The organism is Pandoraea communis, assembly GCF_902459745.1.
Classification (GTDB): domain Bacteria; phylum Pseudomonadota; class Gammaproteobacteria; order Burkholderiales; family Burkholderiaceae; genus Pandoraea; species Pandoraea communis.
This window is the reverse complement of the sequence record NZ_CABPSJ010000005.1, coordinates 143,268-155,950: the sequence shown is the minus strand read 5'-3', so window position 1 is coordinate 155,950 and position 12,683 is coordinate 143,268. Positions and strand designations below refer to the sequence as shown.

General features: G+C 63.7%; 11 protein-coding genes. 7 read left to right on the top strand and 4 right to left on the bottom strand.

Annotated features, from left to right (window positions below):
* Window positions 1-106: 106 nt before the first annotated feature.
* The 6 genes from PCO31110_RS18705 to PCO31110_RS18680 all read left to right on the top strand — a co-directional run bounded on the left by PCO31110_RS18705 (window position 107) and on the right by PCO31110_RS18680 (window position 6,051).
* The gene (locus PCO31110_RS18705) at window positions 107-1,411 is read left to right on the top strand and encodes an ABC transporter substrate-binding protein (RefSeq protein ID WP_010808562.1); all 1,305 of its coding nucleotides are present in this window, start codon (window positions 107-109) and stop codon (window positions 1,409-1,411) included.
* 129 nt (window positions 1,412-1,540) lie between these two features.
* Window positions 1,541-2,437, top strand: coding sequence for a branched-chain amino acid ABC transporter permease (locus tag PCO31110_RS18700; protein WP_010808561.1), 897 nt, complete (start codon window positions 1,541-1,543; stop codon window positions 2,435-2,437).
* Entirely contained in the window at window positions 2,434-3,450 is a 1,017-nt protein-coding gene (locus PCO31110_RS18695; protein WP_150691124.1) for a branched-chain amino acid ABC transporter permease, read from the top strand. The genes PCO31110_RS18700 and PCO31110_RS18695 overlap by 4 nt, the downstream gene beginning before the upstream one ends.
* Before the next feature lie 11 nt (window positions 3,451-3,461).
* Window positions 3,462-4,226 (top strand): ABC transporter ATP-binding protein, encoded by a 765-nt coding sequence (locus PCO31110_RS18690; RefSeq protein ID WP_051126198.1) that lies wholly within the window; start codon window positions 3,462-3,464, stop codon window positions 4,224-4,226.
* Window positions 4,219-4,866, top strand: a complete 648-nt coding sequence (locus PCO31110_RS18685; protein ID WP_010808558.1) for an ABC transporter ATP-binding protein — start codon at window positions 4,219-4,221, stop codon at window positions 4,864-4,866. Before PCO31110_RS18690 ends, PCO31110_RS18685 begins: the two co-directional genes overlap by 8 nt.
* A gap of 24 nt (window positions 4,867-4,890) precedes the next feature.
* The gene (locus PCO31110_RS18680; protein WP_010808557.1) at window positions 4,891-6,051 is read left to right on the top strand and encodes an iron-containing alcohol dehydrogenase; all 1,161 of its coding nucleotides are present in this window, start codon (window positions 4,891-4,893) and stop codon (window positions 6,049-6,051) included.
* Between the two features lie 176 nt (window positions 6,052-6,227).
* Here the strand turns inward: PCO31110_RS18680 and PCO31110_RS18675 are convergent, their stop codons facing one another.
* From PCO31110_RS18675 to PCO31110_RS18660, 4 genes are all read right to left on the bottom strand, one after another.
* A complete protein-coding gene (locus PCO31110_RS18675) occupies window positions 6,228-7,352 on the bottom strand; it encodes a glycosyltransferase family 9 protein (RefSeq protein ID WP_174979642.1) in 1,125 nt (374 codons plus the stop codon).
* A 193-nt stretch (window positions 7,353-7,545) separates the two neighbouring features.
* Window positions 7,546-9,324 (bottom strand): rhodanese-related sulfurtransferase, encoded by a 1,779-nt coding sequence (locus tag PCO31110_RS18670; RefSeq protein WP_150691122.1) that lies wholly within the window; start codon window positions 9,322-9,324, stop codon window positions 7,546-7,548.
* A gap of 46 nt (window positions 9,325-9,370) precedes the next feature.
* A complete protein-coding gene (locus PCO31110_RS18665) occupies window positions 9,371-10,018 on the bottom strand; it encodes a cysteine dioxygenase family protein (protein ID WP_010808554.1) in 648 nt (215 codons plus the stop codon).
* Window positions 10,015-11,328 (bottom strand): acyl-CoA dehydrogenase family protein, encoded by a 1,314-nt coding sequence (locus PCO31110_RS18660; RefSeq protein ID WP_150691121.1) that lies wholly within the window; start codon window positions 11,326-11,328, stop codon window positions 10,015-10,017. Before PCO31110_RS18660 ends, PCO31110_RS18665 begins: the two co-directional genes overlap by 4 nt.
* A gap of 252 nt (window positions 11,329-11,580) precedes the next feature.
* Here PCO31110_RS18660 and PCO31110_RS18655 point away from each other — a divergent pair, with 252 nt between their 5' ends.
* Window positions 11,581-12,678 (top strand): LLM class flavin-dependent oxidoreductase, encoded by a 1,098-nt coding sequence (locus PCO31110_RS18655; RefSeq protein ID WP_150691120.1) that lies wholly within the window; start codon window positions 11,581-11,583, stop codon window positions 12,676-12,678.
* Window positions 12,679-12,683 lie beyond the last annotated feature (5 nt).

Genomic DNA, 12,683 nt, shown 5'->3' with positions numbered 1-12,683 from the left:
TGGGCCTGGAAACAGGCCCCGCCATCGCACCGAAGCGCCGGAGCATCAGAACTCCGCAAGTTCATAAATCGACAGACAAGTCGCAACACCACCAAAGGAAACCAGTATGAAGCGCGTTATCCAGCGCGGCATGAAGCCGCTCGCTCTCGCACTCGCGGCCGGCGCCGCCATCGCCTCGGTTGCCACGACGGCGCAAGCGCAGACGTCAACGGCCGCGAAGCCGATCAAGATCGGCATCGTGACGTTCATGTCGGGCGCCGCCGCAGGTCCGTTCGGCGTGCCCGCCAAGAACGCCGCCGAAATCACGGCAGCCGAACTCAACGCCGGCAAGGTGCCGGCCCCGTACGCCACGAAGGGCTTCGGCGGCGCACCGATCGAACTCGTCTACATCGACGAAGCGGGCAGCACGAGCAAGCAAGTGAGCGAATACCGCAACCTGCTGAATCAGGGCGTGGACTATGTGGTGGGCTACACGTCGTCGGGCAACTGCCTGGCCATCGCACCGGTCGCAGAAGAACTGAAGAAGGTCACGCTGCTCTTCGATTGCGGCACGCCGCGCGTGTTCGAAGACGCCAGCTTCAAGTACGTCTTCCGCCCAGTCGCCACGGCCACGATGGACAACGTAGGCGCAGCCCGCTACGTTGCCGAGCGCAAGCCGGATCTGCAAACGTACGCCGGCATCAATCAGAACTACGCCTGGGGTCAGGACGCCTGGGCCGACTTCGAAGGCACGCTGAAGGCGCTTAAGCCGAACGCGAAGGCTGTCAGCTCGCAAATGCCGCAGTTGGGCGCCGGCCAGTACAACGCTGGTATTTCGAGCCTGTTGTCCGCGCACCCGGACGTGCTGCATTCGAGCTTCTGGGGCGGCGATCTGGAAGGCCTCGTGGTACAGGCCGGTCCGCGCGATCTGTTCAAGAAGTCGCTGACAGTGCTCACCGCAGGCGAGACGGCCACGCACGGCAAGACGCGTCTGCCGGACGGCGTGATCATCGGTGCACGCGGCATGTACGGCATGTTCGCGCCCGACAACGCACTGAACCGTTGGCTGCGCACCGCTTACAGCGCGAAGTTCAACGATACGCCGAGCTACCCGTCGTACAAGATGAACCAGAGCATCCTCGCGCTCAAGGCGGCTTATGAGAAGGCGCAGGCGGCCAATGGCGGCAAGCAGCCCACGCCCGAGCAGGTTATCGCTTCGTTCGAGCACCTCGCGTTCGACGCACCGGCCGGCAAGATCGGCCTGACGCTGGGCAAGGGGCATCAGGCAGCGCAGGGCACGGCGTTCGGCATTGTGAAAAACGTGAACGGTAAGGTCACCGTGACCGACGTGAAGCAGTATTCGATCGCGGAAGTCACGCCGCCCGAGGGCGTGAAGTCGGCCGATTGGATCAAGGGCGGCCTGAAGCACTGAGGCGTCTCGTTCAGGAGGACTCACGAGTCTTCCGCGCAATAAAGCTGCAACGACCTTGAGTCGTACCCGCAAAGCGGGCGTGGCGGACTGTGTGCCGCCCGCCGCTTTGCGTTCCAAGGAGAATGCGAGATGTCGCAGATCTACGCCGTCCTGGTGGACGGGGTGATGTACGCCGCGTGGCTGTTCCTGGTTGCCCTGGGACTGACCCTCGTCTACGGCGTGCTCAAAATCTTGAACATGGCGCACGGCAGCCTGTACGCGTTGGGTGCGTACGCTGGCGTGACGTTGATCGGCCCGTGGGTTGCCCAGGGCGGCAACCTTTACGTGAGCTATCTGTTGCTCGTGCTGGCGGCCATTGTCGCGGGCGGAGCCATCGGTTTCATCATGGAGCGCGGGGTGCTGAAGCGTTTCTATGGGCAAGACCCCGTGGTGCTGCTGCTGGTGACCTATGCGCTCTTCCTGATCATGGAAGACGCGATCAAGCTGGTATGGGGCGTGGACCCATACACGGTGTCGGAGCCGTACAGCTTCCTCGGCAATTTCGATCTGGGCGATCTTTCGTACCCGAATTACAACTTCCTGATCGTGGGCGTGGCGCTCGTGGCCGGTATCGGCCTCACGTCGTTCCTGAAGTTCACGCGCAGCGGCCGTTTGCTGCGCGCGGTGATTCACGATCGTGAGGTCAGTCAGGCGATGGGCATTCGCGTGAGCCGCTATTTCGTGGTGACGTTCATGGCCGGCGCCGTGCTGGCCGCCATTGGCGGTGCGCTGACAGCGCCGACGGTGTCGGTGGCGCCGGGCATGGGGGTCGAGATCGTGGTGCTCACTTTTGCGGTGGTGGTGATCGGCGGGCTCGGCTCGCTGCCCGGCGCGGCGTTTGGCGCGCTGCTCGTGGGTCTGGTGCGCGCGAGTGCGGTGCATTACTGGCCGCAAGGCGAGCTGTTCTCGATTTACATCGTCATGGCGCTGGTGCTGGCTGTGCGTCCGAAAGGCATCTTCGCTCCGATGGAGGCTCGCAAGATATGAGTTCCGCAATCTGTTCTCACCTGCGCGCGCCCGGCACGTGGCTCGCAGTGATCGGTTTCGCCGCCATCGGTGCGGCAGGTCTGGCGCTGCCGCAATGGCAGTTTCTAGTGTCGGTGGCACTGTCGAAGGGTATCGTCGCGTTGGGACTGGCGCTGTTGCTGCGCACGGGGCTGGCCTCGTTCGGGCAGGCGTTGTTCTTCGCAGTCGGCGCGTACTGCGTGGGCCTCGGCATGAACTATTACGGGCTGACGGCGCTGTTCTCGCTGCTGGCGATCTCGATGATCGTCTCGGCCGTTCTCGCACTGGTGCTGGGTTTCCTGCTGGCACGCTACCGCGACATTTTCTTCGCGATGCTCACGCTGGCGCTGTCGATGATCTGCTACGGCCTGTTGCTCAATAACGTGGAACTCGGCGGCAGCGACGGCTTCAACGTGAACGCTCCGACACTGGGCAGCAGCGCTGAGCCGTGGCAGCTCACGGGCACAAATCTGTTCGCGGTGGGTTTCATCGCGGCGATTGTCTGTGTGATGGCGGTTGCGCTGTATATGCGCTCGACGCCGGGCCGTCTCGGCCCCGCGATCAAGGACAACGAGATCCGCGTGGAGTATCTGGGTACGTCGGCGCGCGCGAACATTCATCTGACGTATGTGATTGCCGGCGCCCTTGCGGGTCTGGGCGGCGCGTTGCAGGCGTTCAACATCGGTCACATCGATCCGGACATGGCGTTCTGGACGACCTCGGGTGAGTTCGTTTTCATCGCGGTGCTCTCGGGCACGCGCTTCGCCTTCTCGCCGTTCATCGGTGCGTTGTTGCTGGAAGTGGCGCGCGCGATGGCGTATCGCTACGCACCGAACACGTGGCAGATCGTAATGGGCGCGATCATGCTGGCGATCATTGCGTTCCTGCCGGGCGGGCTGACGAGTCTGGGGCTGGTGCGTCGCAAGCGGGGGGCTGTGCATCCGGTCACGCAGACGGCAACGACGACGGCGACCGCTTCGGGCGACGCCGCATGAAGGGGCACGAGATGGCATCGAAACACATCATTGAGGCCACGGGCCTGTACAAGACGTTCGGCAGTGTCTCGCCGGCGAAGGACATTACGGTCAATATCGACGCGCAAAGCGTGGTAGGGCTGATCGGCACGAACGGTGCGGGCAAGACGACGTTCGTGAACATGCTCACGGGCTATATCAAGCCGGATCGCGGGGAGATCGTGTTCCGCGGCAAGCGCATCACGGGGCTCGCACCGCGCAAGATTACGCGTCTTGGCATTGCACGTTCGTTCCAGATTCCGCAGCTCTTCGGCTCGCAGACGGCGCGCGAGAACATCGAGATCGCGCTGGCGATTTCGGGGCTATCGGCCGAGCTGGCGAACGAGAGTCTGGCGCGTCTTGGCGTGCTGGAGTTCGCGGACATGATGTCGGGCACGTTGCCCGAGGGCGTGCGCAAGCTGCTGGATATTGCGCTGGCGATGGTCTGCAAGCCGGAAGTGTTGTTGCTCGACGAGCCGACTTCGGGCGTGGCGGCGGAAGAGAAGTTCGACGTGATGAATCGTGTGCTGGATGCAGCACGCGCGCTGGGCATTACGGTGCTTTTCGTGGAGCACGATATGGAAATCGTGCGCCGCTACAGCGATCGGGTGCTGGCGTTTTGCGACGGCCGTATTCTGGCGGACGGCACGGCCGATGTGGTACTGGCCAACGCCCAGGTGCGCGAGTTGATCATTGGCGAGACGGTGGCTGCGGTGCCGGGCGCCGGGAATGTGGCAAGCGAGGTGGCCCATGCTTGAGGTCGGAAATCTGAATGTGCGCTTCGGCGCGACGGACATTCTGCGCGGGGTGCAGTTCTCGGTGCCGAAGGGCGCGATTGTCGGTCTGATCGGCCGCAACGGTGCGGGCAAGACGACGACGTTGCGCGCGATCATGGGACTGGTGAAGCCGAACGGCGGCACGCTGACGTTCGACGGCGTGGATCTGGTGAAGGCGCCGCCGCACGAGCGCACGTCGCTGGGTATCGGCTACGCCCCGGAAGATCGCCGTCTGATTCCGGACATGACGGTGGAGGAAAACCTGTGTGTGCCCGCCTGGGCACTGAAGGCGAAGGACGTGCAGGAACGTCTGGACAAGGTTTACCGCATCATTCCGGAAGCCCGGGAGTGGGCGCCGCGCCGTGCCTTGCAATTGTCGGGAGGCCAGCAGAAACTGGTGGCTGTCGGACGCGCGCTCATGACCAGTTCGCGTCTGCTGATGCTCGACGAACCGTTCGAGGGCGTGGCCCCGGCGCTCTCGAAGCGCATTGCCGAGGTGATCGGCCAGATGCGCGGCGCCGGTCTCGCGGTGATTCTGTCGGGCGCAGATCTGCAACACGCAGGCGCGGTGCTCGATAGCGTCTACCGAATCGATCGCGGCCAGATGGTCGCGTCAATCTGAGAAGGTCTCAAGAGGAAAACGATGATGAACGCTTTTCGTTTCCAGACGGTTCCAACGGTCGTCGTGGAATTTGGTGCAGCACGCCGTCTGGGCGCGCTGTTGCGCGAGCAGTATCCGGCGGGCAAACGCCTGTGCGTGGTGACGGACGGCTTTTTGCACAAGAGCGGTCTGCTGGCCCCGGCGCTGGCAGATCTCGCCAAGCACGACTGGCAGGTCTCGGTGATCGACGACGTAATCGCCGACCCGCCTGAGCATGTGGTGCTGGAAGCCGCCGAACGCGCCCGCGCCGCCGACGCAGAGATCGTGCTGGGGCTGGGCGGCGGCTCGTCGATGGACGTAGCCAAGCTACTCGCCGTACTGCTGCCCGGCACGCAGTCGATCAAAGAAATGTACGGCGTCAAGAATGTCACCGGCACACGCCTGCCGCTGGTGCAAATGCCGACGACCGCCGGTACGGGCTCGGAAGTGACCGCCGTGTCGATCGTGACAACCGGCGAAACGACGAAGATGGGTGTCGTAGCGCCGCAACTTTACGCAGACCTCGCAATTCTCGATGCGGAACTCACGCTCGGTCTGCCACGCGTCGCCACCGCCGCAACGGGTATCGACGCGATGGTGCACGCCATCGAAGCCTATACGTCCGCGCATCTGAAGAACCCGATTTCAGACACGCTCGCCGTGAAAGCCCTCGAATTGCTCTCGCGCAATCTGCTGCCCGCCTGCAACGACGGCAACCACCGCGAGGCCCGCGAAGCTATGCTGCTCGGCGCCATGTTCGCCGGACAAGCTTTCGCAAACTCGCCCGTCGCCGCCGTTCACGCCCTCGCCTACCCGATCGGTGGCATCTTCCACGTCGCCCACGGCCTCTCTAACGCCCTCGTGCTCTCGCATGTCATGCGCTTCAATGCCCCTGCCGCGAGCAAGCACTACGCCGAGCTAGCCGATGTCATCCTTCCCGCCAAGATCTCCGGCAGCGATGAGGCAAAAACCAACGCGCTCATTCAACACATCGAGCAACTCATCGTCGATACCGCGATTCCCCGTACCCTGCGGGAAGTTGGCGTCAAGCAAGACGACATCGCCCGCATGGCCAGCGACGCCATGCGCCAGACGCGCCTTCTCGTGAATAACCCGCGTGAAGTCACCGAGGCAGACGCTTTCGCTATCTATAGCGCCGCGTTCTAAATCGACAGGCCCCTTGCCCTGCACCCCGGGTCGGCTTGATCGGCCGACCCGTTGCTGCACCCCGCCCAGAGTACCTCTCCGACGGACCGGGCCCCCTTTCCGCCTCTCAGACATAAACCCAACTCGATTCGGAAAGGGGCCCCGATCCGTCTCTTTCCCCGTTCTCCCCCCTAACGCTAGCGCAGCGGCACCGATGCCAAGGTGGCAACGACCGTCTCCGCCAACTCCTCCGGATCCACCGCACTCACGTCTGAATCTGTCTGCAACGGCACCGATTGACACTGCGGCGTCAGTCGCAAATAGGGGGGTTCAGCCTTCGCAAAGAGCGTCACGCTCGGCGTGGATGTCGTGTGCGCCACATGCATCAAACCACCATCGGCACCCACGAAAAGTGCAGCGTTTGCAATCACTCGCTTCGCTTCACGCAACGTCAACTGACCCACGTACGACGCCAATTGCAGATTGACGAATTTCGCCGTCATCAACGCCTTCGCCGCCTCAGCACCATTGCCCGATCCCAACAACACGATGCCCGCCGGCATCCCCGGTTGGTACGCTATGTCGTATGCCTGCAAGAACTCGCGCCATTGCGCATATGTGCGGCGCGGCTCCACACCCCCCATCGCAAGCACCAGAAACGGCCCCGCCGGCAGTTGCTGCGCCACAGCCTCCGGTAACTCCGACTCCCTGCGCAGATACGGCTTTGCACGCGCAAACAAGTCGTCGGACGCCAGCCCCAACGAGAAGACATCGTTGACGGCCGCAAAGCTGAACTGTGTCTGATTACGATCCGGGCCGTGGAAGAAGCGGAACAAGCAGGCAAAGGGCAGCGACGGGAAGAATTTTCGCTTCAGCCGCAGAGTCGGATAGTTGAATTCCTGCAATACGATGACGTCGTATTCGCCCGGATTCACGCTCGCGGGATCGTCGTAGACGTGACGGAAGATATCGTCACCCTCGAACAACGCCTTCAGCCCCGGCGTAATCAGCAGATCGACAGGCCCCTCACGTCCACGCAACAGCGCCCGGCCTGACATGTCCATCACGGCATCGCCCACCGACGCCTTGCCGCCATAGATCCACAACACCCGCGCATTCGGCGCCACATGACGCACTTCTCGATTCGACTGCCCGCTTATCGCGAGACGCAAGCGCCGGTGCAGATATTTTTTGGCAACGCTCAACGACGACGTGCGTTGCATGAAGACGTCGGGCTCGTGATACACCCACGCATAAGGAATGCGGGTGCTCGGCTCGGTAAGGGCGCCTAGACGGCGGGCAATGAAGCGCTGCAATGGCATGGTCGAATCGAAAGCAGGTGGGCCGCCGCCTCGCCCCCGCATGCCCGTGAAATAAGCTCACGCCGCGAGTCAGGCGACAGCGCCGGAAGTTCGGGAGTATGCCACGTCTGTCCGCGAAAACGGCACCGCAACCCCTTCCCTTGCCGCCCGCCCGTCGCCGCCTGCATCTCCCGTTTTCCCTCGACAAGGCCCGTCACACCACCTGAAAGTGGTGCGTGCCGTCTCGATGCAGTTGATCGACGAGCCCAAACTCCCAGTCGAGATATGCCTGCATCGCCTCAGCAGCGTTATCGGTGCCTTCATACGGACGGCGATATCGATCATCACGCACACTGGCCAGTCGCGTCTCGCCCGACTCCAACGGCAGTCCGGCATTGATCCACGCCTGCGTACCACCATCGAGCACCACGATCTCGGCATCGCTCAGACGTCGCAGATCCGCAGCCGCAAAGCGCGCGAGCAAGCTCGAGCCGCAGGTGAGCACGTAACGCTGTGCAGGTCCGATCTTGCGCAACGCCTCAGCCAGCCGCGCACGAATGACGAACCACGCGCCCGGTATGTGACGTTTGACGTAATTGACACCGGACGTGAAGTCGAGCATCGCGACCTGCCCCGGCACCGCCTCGTCGAGCCACCGCGCCAGCAACGCGGGCGAGACGGTCGCCACGTCAGGCGCGCTCGGCGTATGCAATGGCCAGCCACCCCGCGCACTGCGCGCCTCGGCGCTGTGCGGTTCGACCACGTACACGGTCCAGCCCATCTGCGCCAGCCACGAACCGGTCATATCGGCACGCACGCCATCGTCGTCCGCCAACACGATCCACGCGCCACGCACCGGCACCTGATGGTCGGTCTCCTGCACGAGTTGCCCACCCGGCGCACTCGCAAAGTCAGGCAAGTGCCCCGCTTCATATTCTTCCGGCGTGCGCACGTCAAAGCGATACACGGTGCGCCCCGGCGCATTCAGCGACGCCACGTCGGCTAGCGCGATGCGGCGTACCCCGGCACGATCGGCAACGGCTCTCGCCCCCTCCCGCGCAACCGCCAGTGTCGCTTCACGCACGGTGGACGGATGACGGCGATCCGCCCCTCGCTCGAGGGTCTGACCGGCCAGCGTCCAGCCAATGGTGCCGTTGCGCAATGCCGCCACCGGATTCGGCAATCCGGCATTGACGAGCGATTGCGTGCCGATGATGCTTCGCGTGCGCCCCGCGCAGTTGACGATCACGCGCGTGGCCGGATCCGGTGCGAGTTCACGAACACGCAGCACCAATTCGGCACCGGGCACGCTCGTCGAACCGGGAACGTTCATGGTCTGGTATTCGTCGAAGCGGCGCGCGTCGACAACGACCATATCGGCATCGGCATCGAGCAGTGCCTGCACTTCCTGCGCCGACAGCGACGGCGTATGACGCAATCCCTCGACCCACTCGCCAAAAGCCTTGCTCGGCACGTTGACGTCGCGGAACACTTCACCGCCCGCAGCAATCCAGCCGTCGAGGCCGCCCGCGAGCAAATTGACGTTCGTGTAGCCCAGTTTGCGAAGCACACTCGCTGCGAACGGCGCGAGATCCTGAGCGTTGTGCTCGCCGTACACGACGACCCGTGTGTCGCGTCGCGGAATGCGCGCCCATGCGTCGATTTCTACACGCGAGAGCGGAAGATTCGCAGCCCACAACGGATGTGTCTGCGCATACGGATCTTCTTCACGGACGTCGAGCAGAGCAATTTCCTCGCGCGCGAGCAACGCGGCGCGCACGTCGGCAAAGGTCAGTTCGGGGAAGGTGAAATCGGCGGCGGCGAGCGCCTGGTCAGCCGTCTGCGACGGCGCGTCAGTCGAGTGAGCGGACACGGTGGTTCCTTGAATTCGTCGAACGTTGCTTCGGTATCGTGTGTCGGCACGGCGAGGTGCCCCGTCTGCGTATGCCAGCGGCCATTGTCGCAGAAGGGCCCCGCACAAGTGGCACACCATGTGGTGCACTGCGGCATGTGCAGTACGGCTGATGGGCGCGCCGGTCTCAGACGCGTGGCGCCGCTCTGCCCCAAGGGTTCGGTAACTGCGCGTTCGCATAGCCGGAGACGAAGCCTTTGCGCTCGCCCGACTCGGTGAACACGCTGCGATGCACCGCACCAATGTTGGCGCCATACACGTGAATGCTCACCGACACCCGGTCGGCGTAGGCGTTGGTCACACGGTGAATGTCCCCCAGACGCGGCGACAACACCTCCACGTCGCCCGGCGACAAACGCACCGGCTCGCCCGCAATGACAGGCACGCCCTTTGCGTCGAGCACGTAAGGCAGGGAGTCCTCCGCGCCGCGCAGCATGCCGATCAGGCCCCACACGGTGTGGTCGTGAATCGGTGTGCGCTGCCCCGGCCCCCATACGAAACTCACGATGGAAAAACGCTGTGCGGAATCGCAATGCAGCAGGTATTGCTGATAGTGATCGGGATGCGGGGTCGCGAACGCCTCGGGCAGCCAGTCGTCGCGAGCGACCAATTGGGCGAGCAGCCCGGCGCCCTCTTCAAGGAGCGTCGTCTCGTGCGGACGGCGTTCTAGCAGTCGCGAGAATGCGGCAACAAAGTTGCGCAGCGGATCGAGCGCTTCGTAATCATGGTCGGGCACATCACCGCTCAGTGCGATGCCATCCAAAATGGCGGTCATACGGATTCCCGGAAAGCAGCGAGCGCCCGCCGGCCGGCAGCGCCCAGAATGGTGTCGTTTTGCGGCGTGTGAATGCGGCTGCACAGCACGTCGCGGTGGTAACGCTCAAGCGGATTGTTGCGCGAAAGTCCATGATTGCCAGAGAGCTGCAAAGCGAGTTCGAGAACCCGAATGGCATTGCCCGTTACCGTGAACTTTAACGCACCGCTGGCGATGTCGTCATCCGGCACGCCGGCGTCAGCCGACTCGGCCGCCCCATCGAGCAATCGCTGGTTCACATGCAGCAATGTCGCAATCTCGCCCACCGTCTCCTGAATGCGTGGCACGCTGGCGAGCGGCGCGCCAAGATTACCCGGCACGCGCGTGTTCAGGAACGTCACGAGCCAATCGACACCCGCGCGCGCCACCGCGTCATAGAGGGTGCCCAGCAACACGCTCATCCACGCCTGTTGTTCGATGTGCGCGTCGTTATCCGGCTGACCGATGCCCGCCGGCGCCCACTCATGGGGCAAGCGAATATCGACAGCATTGCCGAAAGGCAGGTCGACATCTTCAAGAACGACTTCGTGACTGCCCGACGCGCGCAGCCCAAGGTGATCCCAGTTCTGAATGACGCGAATACCGGGCCGGTCGGGCAGCGCCTGCGGACCATCAGGACGCGGCACGAGAAATACCCCGACACGCGGCTCCGGTTCGTCGGTTCGTGCCCAGACCGACAACCAGCGTAACGCCGGAATGCCGGTGCAGTAGAGCTTGCGGCCAGACAGCCGCCAGCCGGACTCGGTACGTCGTGCAATTGTGGACGGCAAGCCGCCCCGGGCTGGCGTGCCCAGATCGGGCTCGACGCGCAGCGCATTGATCAACGCGCCGTCGCGCACCGCACTGTCGAAAACCGCACGTCGTTGCGCCTCGGGCCAGTGCGTGCTCGTCCGGACGAGCGAGCGGTGCTGAAGGTAGGTCATCGTCAGCACGAGCGCGGTGGCCGATTCGCCCGCCGCAACGGCGCCGACGATGCGCCGCGCCGCGACCAGCCCGCCACCACCGCCGCCCTGCGCACGCGGCACGATTTCGGCAATCAGCCCGTGACGATGCAACAGGGCGAAGTTCTCGAACGGGAAGCGTGCCTCGCGGTCGAGCGCCGCCGCACGCTCGGCGAGCGTGCGTGTAATGGGAGGCAGCAAGGCAGCCAGTTGCGCAAGACGTGCCGGACCATCGGCCCGCGGCAGAGGTAGCACCGCGCCGGACGGCGCCTGGTTCGCTGGCGACGGCAACGCGTCGGACAGCAACGGCGATTGACCAAGAGAAGACATGGCTTTTGGAATAAGCAAATACGCGTTTGGCACAGCGCGTGCCTTCTTACGCAGTGCCCATAGCGTAAGGCCCGGCTCAGCCTCGCCCAACCATCCATATCGAATAATCTTTGCGGAAATGATTATTTAACGGCCGCGAATTGTTTGCGTAGGCTCACTCACGTTCACCGTCTGTTTCCGATCGATGGGCGTGTAGCGCAAACCGACCCACGTCGCCGTGCACGCGTCCTGCCCCAAATAAGGAGAGCGTTCATGAGCGTCGAGATCATCGGCATGATTCAAAGCAGTAAGCAATCCGAAATTCATCCGCAAAACGGCCCGGCGGTCGACCGCGACTACGTGCGTAATTTCGCCCGCGCCCACGAGCAGTCCGGCTTCGACCGCATTCTCGTACCGCACCATTCCACCAGCCCGTCCGCCACGCTCACGATCGCCTACGCGACGACCGTGACCGAGAACATCCACTTCATGCTCGCGCACCGCCCGGGCTTCGTCGCGCCGACGCTGGCCGCGCGCCAGATCGCCACGCTCGATCAGTTCAGCGGCGGCCGTCTCGGCGTTCACTTCATCTCGGGCGGCTCCGATGACGAACAGCAACGCGACGGCGACTTTCTCTCGCATGACGAGCGCTACGCGCGTACCGACGAGTATCTGAGCATCCTGCGTCGCATCTGGACTGAAGACCGCCCGTTCGACCATGACGGCACGTATTACCGCTTCAAGCAGGGCTTCTCGGAGGTCAAGCCGGTGCAACAACCACACGTGCCGATCTTCTTCGGCGGTGCGTCGGAAGCCGCGCTGGAAGTCGCCGCCAAGCACGCAGATATCTATGCCCTGTGGGGCGAATCGCTCGATCAGGTGCGCGACATCACCACGCGCGTACGCACGGCCGCCGCAGTGCACGGCCGCGTGCCGCGCTTCTCGGTGTCGTTCCGCCCGATTCTCGGCGAGACCGAAGCAAAGGCCTGGGCGCGCGCCGATCAAATTCTCGCACAGGCGAAAGCCATTCGAGAAGCCGCTGGCCTGCCGCAAGGTTCGGCGCTGCAAAGCGAAGGCGCACGACGCCTGCTCGCTGCCGCCGATAAGGGGGCGCGCCTCGACAAGGTGCTGTGGACGGAGATCGCCAAACTCATCGGCGGACGCTCGAACTCGACCGCGCTCGTCGGCACGCCCGAGCAAGTCGCCGACGCGCTGCTCGATTATTACGACCTCGGTGTGACGACGTTCCTCATTCGCGGCTTCGATCCGCTGGGCGACGCCATCGACTATGGCCGCGAACTCATTCCGCGTCTGCGCACCCTGGTGGCCGAACGCGATCGTCAAAACGACGCCACGCGCCGCGCGGCCTGATTAAG